This is a genomic window from Cupriavidus alkaliphilus, from assembly GCF_014191175.1.
In the GTDB taxonomy this organism is placed as follows: domain Bacteria; phylum Pseudomonadota; class Gammaproteobacteria; order Burkholderiales; family Burkholderiaceae; genus Cupriavidus; species Cupriavidus alkaliphilus.
Genome location: NZ_JACHWE010000004.1, coordinates 573376 through 595000, shown reverse-complemented (window position 1 = coordinate 595000; position 21625 = coordinate 573376). Strand labels below are relative to the sequence as shown.

Sequence of the window (21625 nt, the reverse complement as noted above, 5' to 3'; positions counted from 1 at the left end):
GGCGGCGACGGCGATTGCCGGCGCTCTGCTTGTTATCGATACATCACCAACGGCAGGCGCGCCAGGAACTTTAGCGCACAACATTGCCGTGGCAGGTACCGGGCGACTTTTCGGTAAACTGTCGCCATTCCGGGGCGCGCCGCGCCCCGCCGCCTGTGCAGTCCCTCAATGTCAAATAACCACGAAATCCGCCCCGGCCAGTCCATCGAGCTGCTCAAGGAACTCCATATCCTGACGCGCGACGGCAAGATGAACCAGGACAGCCGGCGCAAGCTCAAGCAGGTCTACCACCTGTTCCAGTTCATCGAACCGCTGCTGCAGGAGGTCAAGGCCGCGCGCGGCCGCGTCACGCTGGTGGACCACGGCGCCGGCAAGTCCTATCTCGGTTTCATCCTGTACGACCTGTTCTTCAAGGCACTACAGGACGACTCGCACATCTACGGCATCGAGACCCGGGAAGAACTGGTGAAGACCTCGCAGGCGCTCGCCGCGCGGCTGGGCTTTCCGGGGATGTCGTTCCTGAACCTGTCGGTGGCGGACTCGATCACCTCGCCACAGCTGCCGCCCACCGTTGACGTGGTCACCGCGCTGCATGCGTGCAATACCGCCACCGACGACGCCATCCGCTTCGCGCTGGCCAAGCGCGCGCAGCACATCGTGCTGGTGCCCTGCTGCCAGGCCGAGGTGGCCAGCGTGCTGCGCAAGCACAAGGGCAAGCTGCTGGCGGGCAATCCGCTGACCGAGATCTGGCGCCATCCGCTGCATACGCGCGAGTTCGGCAGCCAGGTGACCAACGTGCTGCGCTGCCTGCAACTGGAGGCGCACGGCTACCAGGTCAACGTGACCGAACTGGTGGGCTGGGAACACTCGATGAAGAACGAACTGATCATCGCCCAGTACAAGGACCTGCCGCGCCGCCGCCCGGCCGAGCGGCTGGAAGAAGTGCTGGAGCGGCTGGGACTGGAAGAGCTGCGCGAGCGCTTCTTCACCGCGCCGGCAGAGGCGGCGTAACTACGCCTTGCAGGACTCGGCCCCGGGCTCGGACCCGGGCTGATCCTCGCCCGCCATCCAGCGTCGCCAGCCCTCGTGGCCGAGACGGCGCATGACCGCCTGGTTGCGCTCGTAGATGTCCGCCGCATCGGGAAACGCCGCCGCCGCGCGCGCGATCGAATCCTCGCGCAGCAGGTGCAGGATGGGGTACGGCGCGCGATTGGTGTAGTTCTCGATATCGTCCGGCTCGGTCCCGGCGAACTGGTACTGCGGATGGAAGCTGGCGATCTGCAGCGTGCCATCCAGCCCCAGGCTGGCGAGCAGGCGCTCGGCAAAGTACAGCAGGTCGTTGAAGTCGAGGAAATCGGCCACCGCGTGCGGCAGGATCAGCAGGGTGGTGTCGATCCGCGCCGGGTCGGCATCGGCCAGCAGGCGCAGTTCGCGCTCCAGGTCGTCCATCACGTCGGGCGCCGCGGTGACGGGGCTGACCACGTAGCGCACCTGCTCCTTCACGTACACGCTCTTGGCGAACGGGCACAGGTTGAGCCCGATCACCGCGCGTTCGAGCCAATGGCGGGTGGCGGCGATGACCGCCGCATCGGCGTCGGCGGGCTGACTGGCGGAGTGCGTGACGGAAGACATGATGGCAAGGCGGGGCAAAGCATCATTCTAGCGCTGCCGCAGGCTCTATAATCCGCGGCGGAAACACCCCCGCCCTGCCGAGCCCCGCCAATGCCCTCTATCACCACACCCACCTCTGCCTCAGCCACTCCCGACGTTGCCGTCATCGGCGGCGGCCCGGCCGGGCTGATGGCGGCCGAAGTGCTGGCGGCGAAGGGCGCCCGCGTGGCGGTCTATGACGCGATGCCGTCGGTCGGCCGCAAGTTCCTGATGGCCGGCAAGGGCGGCATGAACCTCACCCATGCGGAGCCGGAGCCGGCCTTCCTGGGCCGCTACGGCGCACGCACCGGGCAACTGGCGCCGATGCTGGCGGACTTCGGCGCGCAGGCGCTGCGCGACTGGGTCCATGGTCTCGGCATCGAGACCTTCGTCGGCAGCTCCGGCCGCGTCTTTCCTACCGACATGAAGGCCGCGCCGATGCTGCGCGCGTGGCTGCACCGCCTGCGCGAGTCGGGTGTGCAGTTCCATATGCGGCATCGCTGGCTGGGCTGGGAGGAGGACGACGGCGTACCGCATGCGCTGCGCTTTGCCACGCCGCACGGCGACACGGTCGTCCGCGCACGCGCCGTGGTGCTGGCGCTGGGCGGTGCCAGCTGGGCCAGGCTTGGTTCCGATGGCGCCTGGGTGCCGCGCCTGGCCGAGCGCGGCGTCGAGATCGCGCCGCTGCGGCCGGCCAATTGCGGGTTCGACGTGGCATGGAGCGAGGACTTTTGCATGCGCTTTGCCGGCGCGCCGGTCAAGCCGGTGGCAATCGCGCTGAATGACCGTAACGGACACCTGAACTACCGCCAGGGCGAATTCGTGATCAGCCGCGACGGCATCGAAGGCAGCCTGGTCTACGCGCTGTCGGCACCGATCCGCGACCGCATCGAAGCCGATGGCGAGGCCACCATCCACCTCGACCTGCTGCCGTCGCACAGCGCCGAACAGGTCAGCGCGCAGGTCGAGCATCCGCGCGGCTCGCGTTCGTTGTCGAGCCACCTGCAAAGCCGGCTCGGCATCACCGGCGTCAAGGCCGGCCTGCTGCGCGAATGCCTGTCCCGCGACGCCATGCTCGATCCCGGCACGCTGGCCGTGTCGCTGAAGGCGCTGCCTCTGCGCGTGCTGCGCCCGCGCCCGATCGACGAGGTCATCAGCAGCGCCGGCGGCGTGCGCTTCGAAGCGATGGATGCCAGCCTGATGCTGCGCGCCCTGCCCGGCGTATTCTGCGCGGGCGAGATGCTGGACTGGGAAGCGCCCACCGGCGGCTACCTGCTGACGGCCTGCTTCGCCAGCGGGCGCACCGCGGCGCTGGGGGCCGCGGCTTATCTGCAGCAACAGGCTTAGGCAGCCCTGCCGCCCGCGATGCTGAGCGCCACCGCCTCGGCCACTTCGATGCCGTCGATCGCCGCGGAATAGATGCCGCCCGCATAGCCCGCGCCTTCGCCCGCCGGATACAGGCCCTTGACGTTGATGCTCTGGTAGTCGTCGTGATTGCGGCGGATGCGCAGCGGCGACGAGGTGCGTGTCTCGACCCCGGTCAGCACCGCGTCGTGCAGCGCGAAGCCGGGCAGCTTCTTGTCGATCTCGGGAATGCCTTCGCGGATCGCCTCGATCACGTAGTCGGGCAACGACGTGCTCAGGTCCGTCGGGGTCACGCCCGGCTTGTAGGAAGGCTCGACCGAGCCCAGCGACGTCGACGCGCGGCCGGCGATAAAGTCGCCGACCAGCTGGCCCGGCGCGTTGTAGTTGCCGCCGCCCAGCTCGAACGCGCGCTCTTCCCACTTGCGCTGGAACTCGATGCCGGCCAGCGGGCCGCCGGGGTAATCTTCCGGCGTGATGCCGACCACGATGCCGGCATTGGCATTGCGCTCGGCGCGCTTGTACTGGCTCATGCCGTTGGTCACCACGCGGCCGGGCTCCGATGCCGCGGCCACCACGGTGCCGCCCGGGCACATGCAGAAGCTGTACACCGAACGGCCATTGCTGCAGTGGTGCACCACCTTGTAGTCGGCCGCGCCCAGCAGCTTGTTGCCGGCGAACTTGCCGAAGCGGCTGCGGTTGATCAGCCCCTGCGGATGCTCGATGCGAAAGCCCAGCGAGAACGGCTTGGCTTCCATGAACACGCCGCGCTCGTGCAGCATCTGGAAGGTGTCGCGCGCGCTGTGACCCACCGCCATGATGACGTGGTCGGCTTCCAGGTATTCGCCATTCGACAGCTTCAGGCCGCGCACCTGGCCGCCGTCGATATCGATATCGTCGACGCGGGTCTCGAAGCGGATCTCGCCGCCCAGCTCGATGATCTCCGCGCGCATCTTCTCGACCATGCTGACCAGGCGGAAGGTGCCGATATGCGGGCGCGCCTTGTACAGGATGTCTTCCGGCGCGCCGGCGCGCACGAACTCGTTGAGCACCTTGCGGCCATAGTGCTTGGGGTCCTTGATCTGGCTGTACAGCTTGCCGTCAGAGAAAGTGCCTGCGCCGCCTTCGCCGAACTGCACGTTCGACTCCGGATTGAGCACGCTCTTGCGCCACAGGCCGAAGGTGTCCTTGGTGCGCTCGCGCACTTCCTTGCCGCGCTCGAGGATGATGGGGCGGAAGCCCGACTGCGCCAGGATCAGGCCGGCCAGCAGGCCGCACGGCCCCATGCCGATCACCACCGGGCGCGGATGCATGCCGCCCTGCGGCGCGCGCGCGACGAAGTGGTACGCCATGTCGGGCGTCACGCTCCAGTTCGGCTTGCCGGCGATGCGGCGGATGGCCGCGGCCTCGTCGCGCACCTCGATATCGATGATGTAGGTCAGCTTGATATCGGAGCGCTTGCGCGCATCGTGGGCGCGGCGGAATACGGTATAGCCGATCAGGCCGTCTCCCTTGACGCCGATCTGCGCGGCACCGGCGCGCACGGCGGCGTCGAGGTCGCTTTCGGTATGGTCGAGCGGGAGTTTGACTTCACTTAGACGTAGCATGGGAAACCCGGGAACTGCGGCCGGGGGGTTGGGCACACCAATGTGCCAGGCCGGCCGGAGCGCAATTTTATCGCCTTTGGCGCGCCGGGTCGGGAATCCGCAGCGGGACCGGCTGGGCGGCCGGACGCGCACGGTGCCAGGACAACGCCAGCCGCGTCCGCAGCCGCGCCAGCCACCCCGGCGGCACCGTGACCGACAACGCTGCGCCCCGGCTCGCCGACACCGTCAGCCAGCCGCGCGCGGGAACGATCCAGGTGTCGCCCGCGCGCAGGTGCCGCTGCGGCACGTGGCAGTGGCCGGCGAGCCATTGCATCGGCCCGGCCAGCGCCATCTCGCCGGCGGCGGCATGCAGCACGGTGCCGGGCGCCACATGCAGCCGCAGGGCCTGGCCCGCCGGCAGTGGCATCAGGGTCGGGGTGTGGTCGAGATCGCCTGGCATGGCAGGACTCCGGTAGCTGGCACAGGACTCCAGCGTATCGACCGCCGCGCGCGCGCGGCAGGCACAAGGCCACATCGCGGCGACCGGAACAGCAACCGGGATTTCCGCCTGTTACGATACAGAGCCCCCGCCTCTGTATCTGTACCGATGCGGCCCCGCCACGCCACCATGCCCCCATGGAAACCACCCCGCTCTATCGCCAGCTTGCCGGCCATTACCGCCGCGCCATTGACTCCGGCACCCTCGCCGCCGGCGACCGCATGCCGTCGGTGCGCGCGCTGATGGCGCTGCATGGCGTGAGCCTGTCGACGGCGCTGCAGGCCTGCCGGCAACTGGAAAGCGACGGCCTGCTCGAAGCGCGGCCGCGCTCGGGCTACTTCGTGGCCGCGCCGCGGCGCGCAGCGCTGGCCGCGCTGTCCGAGCCCGCCGCCGCGCTGCCCGACCCGGCCCAGTACGTCGGCATCCACCAGCGCATTTCCGGCCTGCTCGCGCGCGGCCAGCACGAGCCCGTGCACACCAACCTGGGCGGCGCCTACTGCGCGCCTTCGCTGTACCCGACCGAAGCCCTGCGCGGCGCCGCGACACGCGCGCTGCGCCGGCATCCGCAGCTGTTCGGCGAGGGCGTCGAGCCCGATGGCTACCAGCCGCTGCGCGCCGCGATCGCGCGACAGGCGCTGCGCAACCGCGTGCAGCTGGCCCCGGAAGAGATCGTCATCACCAACGGCTGCACCGAGGCGCTGAACCTCGCCCTGCGCGCGGTGGCGGGCCCGGGCGATGTGATCGCGGTGGAGTCCCCCACGTACTACGGCCTGCTGCAGATCCTGGAAAGCCTGGGCATGCGCGCGCTGGAGATTCCGTGCAGCCCCCAGACCGGCATCTCGCTCGAGGCGCTGGAGCTGGCCGCGCAGCACTACGACAACATCCGCGCGGTGGCGGTGGTGCCGAACCTGCAGAACCCGCTCGGCTGCATCATGCCCGACGCGCACAAGGCGCGGCTGGTGCAATGGTGCGAGGCGCGCGGCATCGCGCTGATCGAGGACGACTGCTTTTCCGCCACCGCCGACAGCGACGCGCCGCCGGCCGCGGCCAAGGCCTGGGATGGCAGCGGCAACGTGATCCACTGCGCTTCGCTGCACAAGGTGCTGGCGCCCGGCATGCGGCTGGGCTGGATCGCGGCGGGCAAATGGCAGGCTCGCGTCGAGATGCTGAAGTTCGGGCTGTCGCGGCCCAACGAGATGCTGTCGCAGATGGCCGCCGCCGACTTCCTGGCATCGGGTGCGCATGACCGCCACCTGCGTCGGCTGCGCACGCGGCTGCGCGCACAGCGCGAATGGTTCACGCAGGCCATCGCCGCCGGGTTTCCCGCCGGCACGCGGCTGGGCGCGCCGCGCGGCGGCATGCACCTGTGGGTGGAGCTGCCCGCGCAGGTCTCGTCCGAGGCGGTGTTCGACCAGGCGCTGCAGGCCGGCATCCGCGTCATGCCGGGCGTGATGTTCTCCAACGCCGGGCGCTTCGACCACTGCCTGCGCATCAACTGCGGCGCCCCGCGCTCCGCGCAGATCGAGCGCGCGCTCGGCACGCTCGCCACGATCGTGCAGCGGCTGGCGGGCTGAGCGCCGCGGCTGCCGCCGCCAGGCGCGGCGCCGATTTGCAACAACCTTCCCTTTTTGCCGGCGGCTCGCCTATCCTAGTGCGCTGGTGTGCAGGCGCCCGTCCGGCTGGTCCCCGGAGACCTGATTGCATCGGTTGCCCACGGCCGCCGCGCACCTCCACGACAAGAACAAGGAGAATGGCCTTGACCAGTACATCCGTGGCGCCGTCCGCCGGACAGGGTAGCGGCGACCCTGCCCGCACCGTTCCCGACGATTACCAGGCCCTGTTCCAGCTGGCACCCGTGTCGCTGTGGCTGGAAGACTTCAGCGCGGTGCGCGAGTGTTTCGCGCAATGGCGGCAGCAGGGCATTACCGACGTGCGCGCGCACCTGCGCGCCGACCCGCGGCGGGTGGCGCAGTGTTCCGCGCTGATCCGCGTGATTGCGGTGAACCGGCGCACGCTGGAGCTGTTCCGCGCGGCCGACCTCGACGACCTGGTGAACAACCTCGACACCGTGTTCCGCGACGACATGTTCGAGCAGCATGTCGAAGAACTCGGCCAGCTGTGGGACGGCGCCAACGGCTTTGCCAGCCAGACCGTCAACTACGCGCTGGACGGCGCGCGGCTCGACATCCAGCTCGAGGCCACGGTCATGCCGGGCCACGAACAGACCTGGGAACGCGTGCTGCTGTCGATCGAGGACATCACCCCGCGCCTGCGCACCGAGCGCGAGCTGCGCCGCAGCGAGCAGTATGCGCTGGGCCTGTTCGAACATTCGCCGGTGTCGCTGTGGGTCGAGGACTTCAGCGCGGTCAAGATGCTGATCGACGAGGTGCGCGCCGCCGGCATTACCGACTTCCGCACCTTCCTCAACGTCCATCCCGACTTTATCTCGCGCTGCATGCAGGAAATCCGCGTGCTCGATGTCAACCAGCAGACCCTGCTGATGTTCGGCGCGGACAGCAAGGCCACGCTGCTGTCGCGGCTCGGCGACGTGTTCCGCGACGACATGCGCATCCATTTTGCCGAGCAGCTGATCGACCTGTGGCATGGCCGGCTGTGGCAGCAGCGCGAGGTCATCAACTACGCGCTCGACGGCCGCGCCGTCGACGTGTTCATGCAGTGGTCGGTGTTTCCCGGGCGCGAAGCGGACTGGGACCAGGTGCTGGTGTCGCTGACCGATATCACGGCGCGCAAGAAGGCCGAGGCCTATGTCGAATTCCTCGGCAAGCATGACGTGCTGACCAAGCTCTACAACCGCGCCTACTATGAGGACGAACTGGCGCGGCTGGGCCGCAAGGGCCCGTGGCCGGTGAGCGTGGTGGCGGTCGACCTGAACGGGCTCAAGCTCGTCAACGACCAGTTCGGCCATGCCGACGGCGACAGCCTGCTGCGCCGCACCGGCGAGGCGCTGAAGAAAGCCGTGGGTGAGCAGGCCTGCGTGGCGCGCACCGGCGGTGACGAGTTCATGGTGCTGCTGCCCGGCCGCGACGAGCGCGGCGCCGCCACCGTGGTCGAGCAGATCGGCAAGGTGGTGGAGCTGAACAACCAGTTCTACCCCGGCACGCGGCTCAGCTTCTCCATCGGCCACGCCACCTGCCAGGAAGGCGAACGCCTGGGCGACATCGTCAAGCTGGCCGACAGCCGCATGTACCAGGCCAAGCGCGAGCACTACGCCGCGCTCGCCAACGAACGCCGCCGCGACTGAAGGCCGGGCGCTACTGCGAGACGCTTCAGCCCGGCGTGCACTCGCCGCGCATCAGCGCCCATTCCTCGCACTGCTTGCCCGAAGGGAAGGTGCAGATGCCGGTCTGGCCCGCCGGTGTCGTCACGATCTGCAGCTTGCCGCCGCGCTGCGCGCAGTTGACCGAGGCAGGGTTGGCCATGCCGATGGCGGACCCGCTGCTGGCCGGGCTGGCGGGGCGCTCGGCAGGCGTGGTGGTGCAGGCGGCCGCCGCAAGGCTGGCAGCCAGCCCGAGGGCTACGGGAAGAAAGCGCATCGGCATCTCCGGCAGGAAGCAAACAGGTCCGCAAAACGAAAGAGCCGGCTGGCGCCGGCTCTCTTGCTGCTTACAGGTAGACGATCAAACCCACGCCCAGCACGATCAGGCCGAACTTGGCCACGTAGTAGAGCTGGCGGTTCCAGGCCTTGAAGCGGCGGCGATACTGGCCGCCCAGCCAGACAAAGCGGAACAGCCGGTTGATCATGCCGGTCTGGTCGTGCTCGTCGTTGGGCGAGCTGGCCGCGGTCATGACCTTGCGGCCCATCCAGTGGTTGAATTTCGCGGCCCAGCCATAGCGCATCGGGCGTTCGATATCGCAGAACAGGATCAGCCGGTTGGCGTCGCTGCGGTTCTCGGCCCAGTGCAGGTAGGTCTCGTCGAACACCACGCCCTCGCCGTCGCGCCAGCTGTGGCGCTCGCCGTCAACCTCGATAAAGCAGCGGTCATCGTTCGGCGTGGCCAGGCCCAGGTGATAGCGCAGCGAGCCGGCAAACGGGTCGCGGTGCGGATTGAGCTTGCCGCCCGGCGGCAGCTCGGCGAACATCGCCGCCTTGACCGTGGGCAACTCGCGCAGCAGCGCGACGGTCTTGGGGCACAGCTGCTCGGCCGACGGGTGCTGGGCCTCGTACCACTTCAGGTAGAAGCGCTTCCAGCCGTACTTGAAGAAGGAATTGAAGCCGGCGTCGTCGTTCTTGTCGGCGGCCTTGATCTTGCGCATCGCCGCCAGGGCCAGGCCTTCATCGCGGATCTCGGGCCAGGCGGCGCGCAGTTTTTCCAGGTCGGGGAAATTGTCGACCGGGATATACGGGGTGCGCGGCACGCCCGAGAACGCGTACATGAAGCAGTTGATCGGGGCCACCAGGGCCGAATGGTCCAGCAGCTGGCGCCACAGGCGCAGGCGCACCTTGCCGCGGAAGTGCACATACAGGATGGCACCGAGGTAGCCCGCGACGATTATCCACTTGATCACCGAAATCCTCCTGGTCAGCCGCCTGCGCCGCACGGCGTGCCGCGGCCCGGCTGGGTGAAAACCCGCATTTTAGCGAAACGGCGCGGGCACCGCAGCTTGCGCCGGCTGCGGCACATGACGGGCCCGGCGGCATTGCCGGGCGGACCACGCCTCAGGCGCCGCCGCGCGACTGGCGGGCGATGCGCTCGATCAGCGCGCGCGCGTCGTCGGGCTGGCCCTTCAGCGTCAGCAGGCGCGCGTTCAGGACCAGGTTCTCCAGCACCAGCTTGGCGGTCGAGGCCCACATCGTGGCCAGCAGCGCCTCCACCGGCAGGCCGGACGCTTCCAGCTCGCTGGAGCGTTCGGCGATCAGGCGGCAGGCCAGCCGGCGCAGCGCGGCGTCGTCGAACGGCAGGTCGGCGTAGTCGATCGGGTCTTCCTTTTCGACTTCCGTCATCAGTTGCAGCAGGGTGTCTTCAGTCATGGGCAGACTCCTGGCGGGGGACGTCACACTACACGCGGAAATCGGCGGCCATGTCGGCGTCGGTGCGCGCTTCCAGGCGCCCCGAGCGACAGGCGGCGACAAACTGGTCGTAGTCGCGCTCGACCTGGTCGGCATAGCCATTGGCATAGCCTACCATCACGTCGGCCATGCGGTCGCTGCGGCCCAGGTAGCCGCTGACTTCCGCGGCCAGGCCGCTGGCCTTGGCGTGGGCCCGTGCCAGCACCCAGCCGCACAGCGCGGCATAGCGGCCGAGCAGGTCGGCATCCATCAGTTCGATCTGTGCCGACAGCTTCATGTCGCGCAGCTGCCGCATATAGAAGTGCCGCCCGCGCGGGCCCTTGGTCCAGCCCAGGAACAGGTCGCTCGCCGCCTGCATCAGGCGCTGGCCCTCGACCACGCGGCGCCCCTCATGCGCGCACGGCGCGCTCTTGTAGTAGCGCGCCACCACCGACCGGGTCGCCTCCTTTACCTGCAGGAACAGCGGCTTGTCATGCTGGTCCACCAGCAGCTGGATCAGGCAGCGGGTGCCGACGCTGCCCACCCCCACCACCTTGAAGGCCTGGTCATGGCGGGTGAAGTGCTCCAGCAGCCGGCGCCGGTCAGGCGCCAGCGTCGACAGGTACTCCTTGAACGCCTGCGCGATCGCCTGCTCCGGATTGGCCAGGGTCATCCAGTCGTCGCCCGCTTCGAACAGGGTCTGCCTGCCGTGCACATGGAACACGGCGGGCGGCGCGTCGAGGATCTTCCAGCGTTCACCGATGCGCTCGGCAAGCTTGGGCAGCAGCGATTCATGGGTACGGTCGGCGGCGCGCTCCATGCCGCGCCGGATGCGTTTCTGGATCTCGGGCGAGGTCTCTTCCTCGATCAGCCGGTCGAAGGTGATGCGGTCGTACCAGGTGTCGAGCATGCCCATCCCGGCGTAGTCGGCCATGCGCCGCCGATAGCTGCCGACGGCCGCGCGCACCGCGTCTGCCGCCACCCCGGGGCCGTGCCGCAGGTGGCGCACCGCCACCACGAAGCTTGCGCACAGGCGCTTCAGGTCCCACTCCCACGGGCCGGGGCTGGTTTCGTCGAAATCGTTGAGGTCGAACAGCAGCGCGCGCTCGGGCGTGGCAAAACCGCCGAAGTTGGCCAGGTGGCAGTCGCCGCAGATCTGCATGGGCAGGCCGGAATCGGGCGTGCCGGCGAGGTCGTGCGCCTGCAGGATGGCGCTGCCGCGGAAGAAGGCAAACGGGGACTGGACCATGCGGCCGTAGCGCAGCGGCACCAGCCGGGGCACCCGGCCCTCGCTGCTGAGCTGCAGCAGCGCGACCGGATCGCGGTCGACCTGGCCGATGGCCTCGTGCGCGCCGCGCGGCACCTGCTGGCGCAGCGCCTTGCCGCGCTCGCGCCGGGTTTCGACCGGCATGGCATCGGCATCCGGTGTCGGCGCCGAGGGGCTTTCCTGACGTATCGCCACATTGCCTCCCATGCCGGCGCCGCCGGCCGTTGCCCGATGTGCAGTCGCTGCAACAGAAGCTAATGCAGCGCGCGCCGGCTTGTCAATCGACAAGCCGGCGCGCTGCGGTCAGACGGGCAGGCGGGAAAGCGGCTTCAGAGCGCCGGCGGCTGGCGGCGGAAGCCGACGCCGAAGCGGTTCCACGCATTGATGGCCGAGATCAGCAGCGTCAGGTCAGCCATTTCCTTTTCCGAGAACTGCTCGCGCAGGGCCTGGTAGTCGGCATCCGGCGCCTGGCTTTGCGGCAGCAGCGTCAGCGCCTCGGTCCACGCCAGCGCGGCGCGCTCGCGCGGGGTGAACCAGCCGACTTCGCGCCAGGCCGGCAGCAGGTTCAGGCGGCGTTCGCTTTCACCGTGCTTGCGCGCGTCGGTCACGTGCATGTCCAGGCAGAAGGCGCAGCCGTTGATCTGCGAGGCGCGGATCTTGACCAGTTCCTTCAGCGTGGTTTCCAGCGAGCAGCGCGCCAGGTAGACCTCGACGCCGACCATTGCCTTGTAGGCGTCGGGGGCCACGTCTTGCCAGTTCATCCGTTCTTCCATGATCGATCTCCTTAAGCAGGTTCAGCAGGTTCAGCAGGTTGGATTCGGGTTCGATGCAACGGGCGCGCTGGTCTGGCGCCCGACGGAATGAAAGATAGACGCCTGCATTGGCTCCGTACACTGCCAATTTTTGGCAAAATCAGTAGACCAATCGAGATCGACGCCACCCGCCATGGAACTGCACCTCGCCCTGGACCACGCCGGCGACCTGACCGCGCAGATCGTCCACCACATCCGCGATGCGATCCAGGGCGGCCGGCTGGAAGCCGGCGCGCGCATGCCGCCGTCGCGGCTGCTCGGCACGCAGCTGGGCGTGGCGCGCAAGACCGTGACCACCGCCTACGAGCGGCTGGTGGCGGAAGGCTGGCTGCACGCGCGCGTCGGCGACGGCACCTATGTCTCCCAGGGCCTGGCTCGGCCGGCGGTGCGCATCGCCGCGGCGCCGGTGCTGCCGCCGGCGGTGCAGCGCTGGCTGGCCGTGCCGACGCCGTTCCTGGCCCCGACGAGCGGCGCACGCTACGCCTTCCAGCCCGGCCAGGCCGAGACCACCCGCTTTCCACATGAAGCCTGGGCGCGCTGCGTGCGCGCGGCGCTCGCGGCCGAGCGCACGCGCACACCCGGCCCGGCCGATGCCGCCGGCGAGATGCCGCTGCGCCAGGCAATCGCGCGCCATATCGCCTTTACCCGCGGCGTGCAGAGTGCGCCGACCGACATCCTCGTCACCAGCGGCGCGCAGCAGGGCATCGACCTGCTGGCGCGGCTGCTGCTCGGGCCGGGCGCGGTGGTGGCGATGGAGGACCCCGGCTACCCGATGGCGCGCGCCCTGTTCCAGGGCCTTGGCGCGCGGGTCATGCCGGTGCCGGTCGACGACGAAGGACTGGTGGTGGCGGCGCTGCCCAACGACGCCACCCTGGTCTATGTCACGCCCTCGCACCAGTCGCCGCTGGGTGTGCCGATGAGCCTGTCGCGGCGCCAGGCCCTGCTCGACTGGGCCGCGCGTCGCCATGCGGTAATCCTCGAAGACGACTACGACAGCGAGTTCCGCTACGGCGGCCAGGCGCTGGATGCGCTGCAGACGCTGGACCGGCACGGCCGCGTGGTCTACCTGGGCACGTTCTCCAAGACCCTGGCGGCCAACCTGCGCGGCGGCTACGTGGTGGTGCCGCCGTGGCTGATGCCGGCGGCGCGCAAGGTCAAGCATCTGATGGACTGGTACACGCCGACGCTGCTGCAGCAGGCGCTGGCGCGCTTTCTGGCGGAAGGCCACCTGCTGCGCCATATCCGGCGTTCGCACGCGCGCCATGCCCAGCGCCGCGCGCGCTTGCTGGCGCGGCTGCAGGGCGACCTGTCGCCGTGGCTGGAGCCGCTGCCGGCGGTGGCCGGCTTCCACCTGGCGGCACGGCTGCGGGTGCCGGTGGCCACCGAGGCGCTGGTGTCGATGGCACGGCTGGCGGATCTGGAACTGGCCACGCTGGACCCGTGCTATGCGAGGCCGCCACCCAGTTGTGCCGGGCTGCTGCTGGGCTTCGGCGCGATCGACCTGCTGGATATCGACCCTGCCCTGGACCGGCTGGCGATGGTACTCTCTGCCTTGGCTCCCGCCCCGCCGCGCCTTGCGTGATGCGGCCGGCACCGGGAGACGTCAGCCACGCACGGCAGGCAGGTGACCCACCTTCGACATGGCGCCTCAGTCATGCTTGCCGGGTGAATTTGCTGTGAACAAAACGGATGTCCGAAAGTCTCATTCGCACTTCCAACCAACCCGAGTCGCGTTCATGACCAAGCGTTTGTTGTCCGCCATGCGTCAGTACGCATGGTTTGCAGGGGTGAAGCACCATGTCGTGCAGGGCGTCGAAGCCCTGGCCGAGCTGCTCAAGTCCCCGTCCGCCGCGGCGCGCGCCGTCGCGGCCATCGTTGCCGAAACCGAGCAGGGCGTACAGGTCTGGGTCTCGTACTTCGGCAAGCCGCTGGACCCGCACACCAACTATGTGCTGTGGCCGAACCGGGCGCTGCGTCCGGCGCGACGGCGCATCCAGCCCTCCCCCATCGAGCTGTTGCAACGCCAGCGGCGGCGCGACGAATAGCCGCCTCCCGCATCCTGGCTAAGGCGGCGCCGTGCGCCCTCGCGGGCGCCGGCAGCGCTCAGGCGTCGGCCCAGCGCCGCAGCAGGTTGTGATAGACGCCGGTCAGGCCGATCACCGATTCGTGCGCCTGGCCGAGTTCCTGCGCCACCTGGCGGATGCGCCCGTCGAGTTCGAACAGCATCGCGCGCTGGCCGTCGTCGCGGACCATGCTCTGGATCCAGAAGAACGATGACACCCTCGCCCCGCGCGTGACCGGCGTCACGTGGTGGATGCTGGTGGCCGGGTACAGCACCATGTGCCCGGCCGGCAGTTTCACGCGCTGCTGCCCGTAGGTGTCCTCGACCACCAGCTCGCCGCCGTCGTAGTCTTCCGGTTCGGTCAGGAACAGCGTCGCCGACAGGTCGCTGCGGATGCGGAAGCTGGTGCCGCGCAGATAGCGGATCGCGTTGTCGACATGGTTGGCAAAGGTATGCCCGCCCTCATAGCGATTGAACAGCGGCGGATAGACCTTCAGCGGCAGCGCCGCCGAGAAGAACAATGCATGGTTGCCCAATGCGTCCTGGATCAGGTCGCCGACCTGCCGCGCCGCCGGCGAACCCTCGGGCAGCTGCAGGTTGCGCTTGGCCAGCGCCGACTGGTAGCCCGAGGTTTCGTTGCCGTCGGCCCAGGGCGCCGCGTCGATGATCTCGCGCACTTGCGCGACCTGGGCTTTGGTCAATACGTCGGGGATCTGCAGCATCATGATGGCTTCTACGTCGGGATAAATCGGCAGGCGCCCATTGTATGGGAACCCCGCGCAGGGCCCGAACAAGAATCATTATTGTTTGATCCCGAGCAGGCGGTGCCTTCACTACAATGGTTGGTGTATGCCGCCATCGACAAGGAGAAGACATGTCCGAACCGCTACACGACGAAGCGCTGGTCAATCTCTACCTGGAACGCATCTCGGCCCTTTCGGTCAGCGCCTTCGATGGAGCCGACGTCAGCGGCGAACTCGATGCGGTGATGCGCGAAGCCGTGACCAAGTGCCAGGCCGCCGGCGGGCCGCAGGCGCAGGGAACGCTGACGGTACTCGCCGCGCGCTTGCGCGATCGCGCCGATGCCGCCGAACGCGAAGACCAGCCGCTGGTGCGCGATACCTTCAGGCTTGCGGCGGAACGCGTGCCGGCATGACGTGGATGCGCGGCGATTCCATGCGTGCAGTGGCCGCATTGGCATCGATGTCAAAACACTAAGGGAAGCTGGCCGGACGGCCTGGGGAACAACGCTTGAGGGATCGCGGCGGTTGCCGCGGTTGGCTGATGCCAGGTGTTGGTTGCGGGGGCAGGACTTGAACCTGCGACCTTCGGGTTATGAGCCCGACGAGCTGCCAACTGCTCCACCCCGCGTCTGAAGGAGATGGATTATGGGTGATCCGACGGCGCATGGCAAGCACTATTTGCGTCGGTGCCTCAAATCATTCGCCACCGGGGCAAGTCGATACATCACAACGTGATATAAACCGCTGCGCGCGATGGCGTGCCACACTTATTCGGCAGGTCCCAGCAGGCGATCGACCAGCGCATAGCCGGCGCCGAACGCAGCCACCTCGGCCGCATGGCGCGTGGCGAACTGCTGTGGCCCGCTGGCGAGCAGTTCGGTATCGCCGGCATCGGCCGGATCGGCACCTTCCTGCGACACGCGCACCTCGTAACCCCAGCGACCGATGCTGCCTTGCCCCTGCGGCGACACCAGGACGTAGACGTCCATACCGCGATATGCCTCGACGCGCCAGTCAGCGTTGCCCATGCGAGCGACTCCCGGATCCATGATGGTTCTTCGAGACTAGGAGGCGACACGCGCGACCGCAAGGCAAAACGCGCGCGCGGCAAGACGGCGCACACGCCTGAGCGGCAAAACCTGAACGACAAAGAAAAAGGGCTTCCGTTTCCGGAAGCCCTCTTCTTTCTGCATAGGTGGCGCGGCTGGCAGGATTCGAACCCACGACCCCTTGGTTCGTAGCCAAGTACTCTATCCAACTGAGCTACAGCCGCACGCGAGAAAAAGATTATAACCCAGTTTTTGTTTTTGTGAAGCCCCCTTCCAACTTTTTTGTGATCTTTATCGAGGCGGGTCGAGGCAGGCCCGTCCTGGCGCGGCCTGCCCGCGGGCTTTTCCTATAATGGCAGACTGAAGAAGTGATCCGGACCATGAACAAGGCATTTGTCAAAGAGTCCTCGGGCGACGAGGACGACGATCTTCCCGAAGGCGCAGCGCCGCTGCCACCCGGCACCAAGAACTACATCACTGCGCAAGGCTATGCGCGCCTGCGCAATGAGCTGATGCACCTGATCGATGTCGAGCGGCCCGACGTGGTGCAGATCGTGTCGTGGGCGGCGTCCAACGGCGACCGCTCCGAGAACGGCGACTATCTCTATGGCAAGAAGCGCCTGCGCGAGATCGACCGCCGCATCCGCTTCCTGACGCGCCGCCTGGACAAGGCCGAAGTGGTCGACCCGTCCCTGCAGGGCGACAACGACCAGATCTTCTTTGGCGCCACCGTCACCTACGCGCATGCGTCGGGCGAAGAGACCACCATCACCATCGTCGGCATGGACGAGGTCGACCTCGACCACAACCACGTCAGCTGGATCTCGCCAATCGCCAAGGCGCTGCTCAAGGCGCGCGAAGGCGACACCGTGGCGTTGCGCACGCCGGCCGGCGTCGAGCAGATCGATATCCTGGAAGTCCGCTACCCGGCGCGCGGGCAGTAAGCCGGCGCCGGCGCCTCAATTATCGTTGCGGTCGCGGAAGATGCGGATGACGTCGGGGTTGCGGCGCAGCCCGCGCATCACGTTGGCCAGGTGCAGGCGGTTCTGCACCTGGATGATGAACTGCATGTAGGTGGCTTCCTGCTGGCCGGCGTCCTGCTGCTCCATCGCCACGTGGGCAACGTTGGCGTCGGCCGCGGTCAGGTCCGCCGCCACGCGCGCGACGATGCCCTTGACGTTGCGCACCATCACCTTGATCGACACATCGAAGGCGCGCGTGGTCTTCTTGGCCCACATCACGTCGATCCAGTGCTCGGGATCCTTGCTGTGCAGGCGCTTGGCGATCTTGCAGTCCTGCACGTGGATCTGCAGCCCTTCGCCCTTGCCCAGGTAGCCGACGATCGAATCGCCGGGGATCGGGCGGCAGCATGCCGAGAAGATCATCGACATGCCCTCGTCGCCGGTGATCGGCACCGCGGGCGCCTCTTCGCCGGCAAAGGTCTGCACCGCCGCCAGCAGCGCGCTGTCGACATCGCCGGACAGCTCCTGCAGCAGGATCTCCATGCGCTTGGCCACCACCGCCGGCACGCGCCGGCCCAGCGCCAGGTCGGCGAAGATGTCTTCGCGCTGCTTGTTGCCGGTCCACTGGATCATGCGGTCCCACACCGACTGCGGCACCGCCTTCAGTTCGATGCCGAGCTGGCGCGCCGACTGCTCCAGCAGGCGCTCGCCCAGCTGGATCGCCTCGTCCAGCTTGGTGGTCTTCAGGTAGTGGCGGATCGCCGCGCGCGCCTTGCCGGTGCGCACGAACGACAGCCAGGCGGGGTTGGGCTTGGAGTAAGGGGCCGTCACCACCTCGACGATGTCGCCGCTCTTGAGCTCGGTGCGCAGCGGCAGCATCTCGTTGTTGATCTTGACCGCGACGCACTGGTTGCCCAGGTCGCTGTGCACCGCGTAGGCAAAGTCCAGCGCGGTGGCGCCGCGCGGCAGCGCGCGGATATGGCCCTTGGGCGTGAACACGTAGACTGCGTCGGGGAACAGGTCGATCTTGACGTGCTCGAGGAATTCCTGCGAATCGCCGGTCTGGCTCTGGATATCGAGCAATGACTGCAGCCACTGGTGCGCCTGCTGCTGGATATCGTTGGCGTGGTCGGCCTGGTGCTTGTACATCCAGTGCGCGGCCACGCCGGCCTCGGCGATCTGGTGCATGTCGCGCGTGCGGATCTGGAACTCCACCGGCGTGCCGAACGGCCCCACCAGCGTGGTGTGCAGCGACTGGTAGCCGTTGATCTTGGGGATCGCGATGTAGTCCTTGAACTTGCCGGGCATCGGCTTGTACAGGCCATGCAGCGCGCCCATCGCCATGTAGCAGTGCATCTGCGTTTCCACCACCACGCGGAAACCGTACACGTCCAGCACCTGCGAGAACGACAGCTGCTTGTCGTGCATCTTGCGGTAGATGCTGTACAGCGTCTTCTCGCGCCCGGACAGTTCGGCGACGATGCCGGCATCGGCGAGTCCCTTCTGCGCGGCCTCGAGAATACGCTTGACTACCTCGCGCCGGTTGCCGCGCGCGGCCTTGACGGCTTTTTCGAGCGTGGCGTAGCGGAACGGCGAGCCGACCTTGAACGACAGTTCCTGCAGCTCGCGGTAGATCGTGTTGAGACCGAGACGGTGCGCGATCGGCGCATAGATCTCCATGGTCTCGAGCGCGATGCGGCGGCGCTTCTCCGGCGGCACGAAGTCGAGCGTGCGCATGTTGTGCGTACGGTCGGCCAGCTTCACCAGGATCACGCGCACGTCGCGCGCCATCGCCAGCAGCATCTTGCGGAAGCTTTCCGCCTGCGCCTGCTCGCGGCTCTGGAATTCGAGCTTGTCCAGCTTGGTCAGGCCATCGACCAGTTCGGCGACCTTGGGACCGAATTTCTCGGCCAGCTCGCTCTTGGTGATGCCCTGGTCTTCCATCACGTCGTGCAGCAGCGCCGCCATGATGGACTGCACGTCCAGCTTCCAGTCCGCGCACAGCTCGGCCACCGCCACCGGATGGGTGATGTAGGGCTCGCCGCTCTGGCGGTACTGGCCCAGGTGGGCCTCGTCGGAAAACTGGAAGGCCTCGCGTACGCGCGCCAGGTCGGGCGCCTTCAGGTACGCGAGCTTTTCCATCAGCCGGGTGATGGAGATGACCTGCTGGCGCGGCGGCACCGCCGGCTGCGAGGTCGGGCCGAAGAAGTGCCGGTATGACTGCGCCAGCACTGCATCGATAAACAGGCTGTCGGCTGCCGGCGGCGCCACTTGCTGCGCCGCGGCCAGTTCATCCTGCACCGCCGCGCCGCGCGCCTTGCCCGCTGCCAGCGCGGGCGCGACGGCGCGCTCGCCGACGACATCGTCGCCGAGCGGATCGGGAAGATTGGGAGCGCCGGTGCGCGCGTTCACGGAAGACTGGCCCGGAATGGTGCGCTTACGCGCCGCGGGCGGGGCCGCATCGCCAGGCGCCGGCACGACGGCGGTCGGCGACGGCTGGGATGGAGGCTTGGAGGGCGGATGCGGCGATGGCATGGCGGCGGCCCGGGGAATCCGGCTGGAGAGCCTGGAACAGTGCTGGCACGATGCAGGGATGAGCCATGGGCCGCCTGATCGATCAGGTCGGGACCTTTTTCAGCATCTCGATGCCGACCTGGCCCGACGCGATCTCGCGCAGTGCCACCACGGTCGGCTTGTCCTTGGCCTCGACCTTGGGCGTGTGGCCCTGCACCAGCTGGCGCGCACGGTACGTGGCCGCCAGGGCGAGCTCGAAGCGATTCGGGATGTGTTTCAGACAATCTTCGACGGTAATACGCGCCATATCAAATCCACCTTGGGACAAAACCTGTTGGGTTGCTATTTTACAGCACGCGGCGGAAAACGCCGGCGGCGCCTGCGCTCGCGTGCCTCGGCTCAGTGGATGCCGAGCTCGATGAACAGCTCCGCGTGCCGTGCCTTTTGCGACGAAAAGCGCAGACGGGTAGCCCGAACCACGTTGCGCAGCTCTTCCAGCGCATCGTCGAAGACCTCGTTGATGATGACGTAGTCCGACTCCGACGCATGCGACATCTCGCTGCCCGCCGCCAGCAGGCGGCGCACGATCACGTTGGGCTCATCCTGGCCGCGCTTCTTCAGGCGCTCTTCCAGCGCGGTCAGCGACGGCGGCAGGATGAAGATCTCCACCGCGTTGGAAAAGCGCTGGTGCACCTGCTGCGCGCCCTGCCAGTCGATCTCCAGCAGCACGTCATTGCCTTGCGCCATCTGCTGCTCGATCCACACGCGCGAGGTCGCGTAGTAGTTGCCGTGCACCTCGGCCCATTCCAGGAAGTCGCCGCGGTCGCGCGCGGCGCGGAAGGCATCGACGGTGACGAAGTGGTACTCGCGCCCGTCTTCTTCGCCCGGACGCGGCGCGCGCGTGGTGTGCGAGATCGACAGGCGGATGGCCGGGTCTTGCGCCAGCAGCGCGTTGACCAGCGTCGACTTGCCCGCGCCCGACGGTGCAACGACCATGAAGAGGTTGCCGGGATAGACGGTGTCGATGGCCTTGTGGGGGGCCGTGCGGGTGGCCGATGGAGAGGTTTGGCTCATGATGATTCTGTGACTGTCTTACTCTAGATTCTGGACCTGCTCGCGCATCTGCTCGATCAGCAGCTTGAGCTCCATCGAGGCATCGGCCAGCTCCTTGGCGGCGGCCTTGGAGCCCAGCGTGTTGGCCTCGCGGTTGAGCTCCTGCATCATGAAGTCCAGGCGCTTGCCCACCTGGCCGCCCTTCTTCAGGATATGGCGCGTTTCGTTCAGGTGCGCCTGCAGCCGCGACAATTCTTCGGCGATATCGATGCGGATGCCGTAGACGGTGGCTTCCTGGCGGATGCGCTCGGCGATCTCGTCGCGGCTCATCGACGGCATGCCGTTGGGCGCGGCCAGGTTGAAGGCTTCCTGCAGGCGCTCGGTCAGCTTTTCCTGGTGATGCGCGATCAGCTGCGGGATGGTCGGGGTCAGGCGTTCGACGATCGCCAGCATGGCGTCGATGCGCTCCGTCAGCGTGGCCTTGAGCGCGTCGCCCTCGCGCCGGCGCGCTTCCAGCAACTGGGCCAGCGCCTCGCGCGCGGCGCCGAGCACGGCCTCGCGCAGCGACTCCTGCGACAGCTCCGGCTCGACCAGCACGCCGGGCCAGCGCAGGATCTCGCCCATGCGCAGGGTGCCGGCGCTGCTGAAGGTGGCGGCCACGGTGGTTTCGAGTGCGCGGATCTGCGCCAGCAGCCCGTCGTTCAGCGCCAGCGTGGCGCCGCCCGCATCGGTGCGCTGCAGGTTGATGCGGCATTCCAGCTTGCCGCGCGACAGCTCGGCCATCAGCATCTCGCGCAACGCCGGCTCGAACGCGCGGCACTCCTCCGGGGCCCGGAACAACAGGTCGAGGAAACGCGAATTGACAGTGCGGAATTCCACCGAAACGGACGCGGTGCGCCCGCTGGGCTCGCCCTGCGCGTTGGTCAATGGCGCCTGGCGCGTCGCCAGGCCGTAGCCTGTCATGCTGTGGATCATTGGTTGTTCTCGTGAATGGCGCCGCCGACCCGAAGCGGCCGCGGCCTGCCGGCGGACACCCGCCCGGCAGCCGCGCGGCACAG

The 21625-nt window shown here is 68.0% G+C and carries 22 protein-coding genes and 2 tRNA genes; 8 read left to right on the top strand and 16 right to left on the bottom strand.

Translation table 11 applies throughout. The features are described from left to right. Positions 1-168 precede the first annotated feature (168 nt). Positions 169-1011, top strand: coding sequence for a class I SAM-dependent methyltransferase (locus tag FHX60_RS17605; RefSeq protein ID WP_183284035.1), 843 nt, complete (start codon positions 169-171; stop codon positions 1009-1011). On the opposite strand, the gene FHX60_RS17600 is transcribed toward FHX60_RS17605, so the two are convergent. Beyond that, positions 1012-1632: a DUF1415 domain-containing protein gene (locus tag FHX60_RS17600; protein ID WP_183284034.1), complete on the bottom strand. Its 621-nt coding sequence runs from the start codon at positions 1630-1632 to the stop codon at positions 1012-1014. It lies immediately after the preceding gene. Positions 1633-1722: 90 nt separating this feature from the next. Here FHX60_RS17600 and FHX60_RS17595 point away from each other — a divergent pair, with 90 nt between their 5' ends. Next, positions 1723-2997: a TIGR03862 family flavoprotein gene (locus FHX60_RS17595; RefSeq protein WP_183284033.1), complete on the top strand. Its 1275-nt coding sequence runs from the start codon at positions 1723-1725 to the stop codon at positions 2995-2997. Here FHX60_RS17595 and FHX60_RS17590 read toward each other — a convergent pair. Both FHX60_RS17590 and FHX60_RS17585 read right to left on the bottom strand, forming a co-directional pair. Beyond that, on the bottom strand, positions 2994-4619 hold the full coding sequence (locus FHX60_RS17590) for an NAD(P)/FAD-dependent oxidoreductase (protein WP_183284032.1): 1626 nt from the start codon (positions 4617-4619) through the stop codon (positions 2994-2996). The two genes, FHX60_RS17595 and FHX60_RS17590, sit on opposite strands and share 4 nt — an antisense overlap. A 67-nt stretch (positions 4620-4686) precedes the next feature. Then, complete coding sequence (locus FHX60_RS17585; RefSeq protein ID WP_183284031.1) at positions 4687-5058, bottom strand: hypothetical protein; 372 nt, start codon at positions 5056-5058, stop codon at positions 4687-4689. A gap of 176 nt (positions 5059-5234) precedes the next feature. Between FHX60_RS17585 and FHX60_RS17580 the strand changes: the two genes are divergently transcribed. Then, positions 5235-6671 carry an aminotransferase-like domain-containing protein gene (locus FHX60_RS17580; protein WP_183284030.1) on the top strand — a complete coding sequence of 479 codons (1437 nt, stop codon included), beginning with the start codon at positions 5235-5237 and terminating at the stop codon, positions 6669-6671. Positions 6672-6847: 176 nt separating this feature from the next. Then, the gene (locus tag FHX60_RS17575; protein ID WP_260164003.1) at positions 6848-8359 is read left to right on the top strand and encodes a sensor domain-containing diguanylate cyclase; all 1512 of its coding nucleotides are present in this window, start codon (positions 6848-6850) and stop codon (positions 8357-8359) included. Between the two features lie 25 nt (positions 8360-8384). On the opposite strand, the gene FHX60_RS17570 is transcribed toward FHX60_RS17575, so the two are convergent. From FHX60_RS17570 to FHX60_RS17550, 5 genes are all read right to left on the bottom strand, one after another. Then, positions 8385-8651: a putative hemolysin gene (locus tag FHX60_RS17570; RefSeq protein WP_183284028.1), complete on the bottom strand. Its 267-nt coding sequence runs from the start codon at positions 8649-8651 to the stop codon at positions 8385-8387. A 70-nt stretch (positions 8652-8721) separates the two neighbouring features. After that, entirely contained in the window at positions 8722-9624 is a 903-nt protein-coding gene (lpxO, locus tag FHX60_RS17565) for a lipid A hydroxylase LpxO (RefSeq protein ID WP_092308330.1), read from the bottom strand. 151 nt (positions 9625-9775) lie between these two features. Then, entirely contained in the window at positions 9776-10087 is a 312-nt protein-coding gene (locus FHX60_RS17560) for a hypothetical protein (RefSeq protein ID WP_092308328.1), read from the bottom strand. Between the two features lie 28 nt (positions 10088-10115). Next, positions 10116-11516: a DUF2252 domain-containing protein gene (locus tag FHX60_RS17555; protein ID WP_183284027.1), complete on the bottom strand. Its 1401-nt coding sequence runs from the start codon at positions 11514-11516 to the stop codon at positions 10116-10118. 185 nt (positions 11517-11701) lie between these two features. Next, complete coding sequence (locus tag FHX60_RS17550) at positions 11702-12145, bottom strand: carboxymuconolactone decarboxylase family protein (RefSeq protein ID WP_112773496.1); 444 nt, start codon at positions 12143-12145, stop codon at positions 11702-11704. Positions 12146-12317: 172 nt separating this feature from the next. Here FHX60_RS17550 and pdxR point away from each other — a divergent pair, with 172 nt between their 5' ends. After that, a complete protein-coding gene (gene pdxR, locus FHX60_RS17545; protein WP_183284026.1) occupies positions 12318-13766 on the top strand; it encodes a MocR-like pyridoxine biosynthesis transcription factor PdxR in 1449 nt (482 codons plus the stop codon). A 154-nt stretch (positions 13767-13920) separates the two neighbouring features. Next, complete coding sequence (locus FHX60_RS17540) at positions 13921-14229, top strand: hypothetical protein (protein WP_112773498.1); 309 nt, start codon at positions 13921-13923, stop codon at positions 14227-14229. Between the two features lie 58 nt (positions 14230-14287). On the opposite strand, the gene FHX60_RS17535 is transcribed toward FHX60_RS17540, so the two are convergent. Continuing rightward, positions 14288-14971, bottom strand: coding sequence for a Fe2+-dependent dioxygenase (locus FHX60_RS17535; protein ID WP_116295171.1), 684 nt, complete (start codon positions 14969-14971; stop codon positions 14288-14290). 149 nt (positions 14972-15120) lie between these two features. Between FHX60_RS17535 and FHX60_RS17530 the strand changes: the two genes are divergently transcribed. Next, positions 15121-15402 carry a hypothetical protein gene (locus FHX60_RS17530; RefSeq protein WP_092308316.1) on the top strand — a complete coding sequence of 94 codons (282 nt, stop codon included), beginning with the start codon at positions 15121-15123 and terminating at the stop codon, positions 15400-15402. A 139-nt stretch (positions 15403-15541) separates the two neighbouring features. Here the strand turns inward: FHX60_RS17530 and FHX60_RS17525 are convergent. The 3 genes from FHX60_RS17525 to FHX60_RS17515 form a co-directional block, all read right to left on the bottom strand. After that, positions 15542-15617: transfer RNA gene (locus tag FHX60_RS17525), tRNA-Met, on the bottom strand. A 139-nt stretch (positions 15618-15756) separates the two neighbouring features. Further along, positions 15757-16017: a hypothetical protein gene (locus FHX60_RS17520; protein ID WP_092308315.1), complete on the bottom strand. Its 261-nt coding sequence runs from the start codon at positions 16015-16017 to the stop codon at positions 15757-15759. Between the two features lie 168 nt (positions 16018-16185). Then, positions 16186-16262: transfer RNA gene (locus FHX60_RS17515), tRNA-Arg, on the bottom strand. 156 nt (positions 16263-16418) lie between these two features. On the opposite strand from FHX60_RS17515, the gene greB reads away from it, so the two are divergent. Next, on the top strand, positions 16419-16982 hold the full coding sequence (greB, locus tag FHX60_RS17510; RefSeq protein WP_092308313.1) for a transcription elongation factor GreB: 564 nt from the start codon (positions 16419-16421) through the stop codon (positions 16980-16982). 15 nt (positions 16983-16997) lie between these two features. On the opposite strand, the gene FHX60_RS17505 is transcribed toward greB, so the two are convergent. The 4 genes from FHX60_RS17505 to FHX60_RS17490 all read right to left on the bottom strand — a co-directional run bounded on the left by FHX60_RS17505 (position 16998) and on the right by FHX60_RS17490 (position 21542). Next, positions 16998-19412 carry a RelA/SpoT family protein gene (locus FHX60_RS17505; protein WP_112773501.1) on the bottom strand — a complete coding sequence of 805 codons (2415 nt, stop codon included), beginning with the start codon at positions 19410-19412 and terminating at the stop codon, positions 16998-17000. A 205-nt stretch (positions 19413-19617) separates the two neighbouring features. Further along, entirely contained in the window at positions 19618-19821 is a 204-nt protein-coding gene (rpoZ, locus tag FHX60_RS17500) for a DNA-directed RNA polymerase subunit omega (RefSeq protein WP_006578656.1), read from the bottom strand. Positions 19822-19913: 92 nt separating this feature from the next. Next, entirely contained in the window at positions 19914-20588 is a 675-nt protein-coding gene (gene gmk, locus FHX60_RS17495; protein WP_092308310.1) for a guanylate kinase, read from the bottom strand. A gap of 18 nt (positions 20589-20606) precedes the next feature. Continuing rightward, on the bottom strand, positions 20607-21542 hold the full coding sequence (locus FHX60_RS17490) for a YicC/YloC family endoribonuclease (RefSeq protein ID WP_183284025.1): 936 nt from the start codon (positions 21540-21542) through the stop codon (positions 20607-20609). Positions 21543-21625 lie beyond the last annotated feature (83 nt).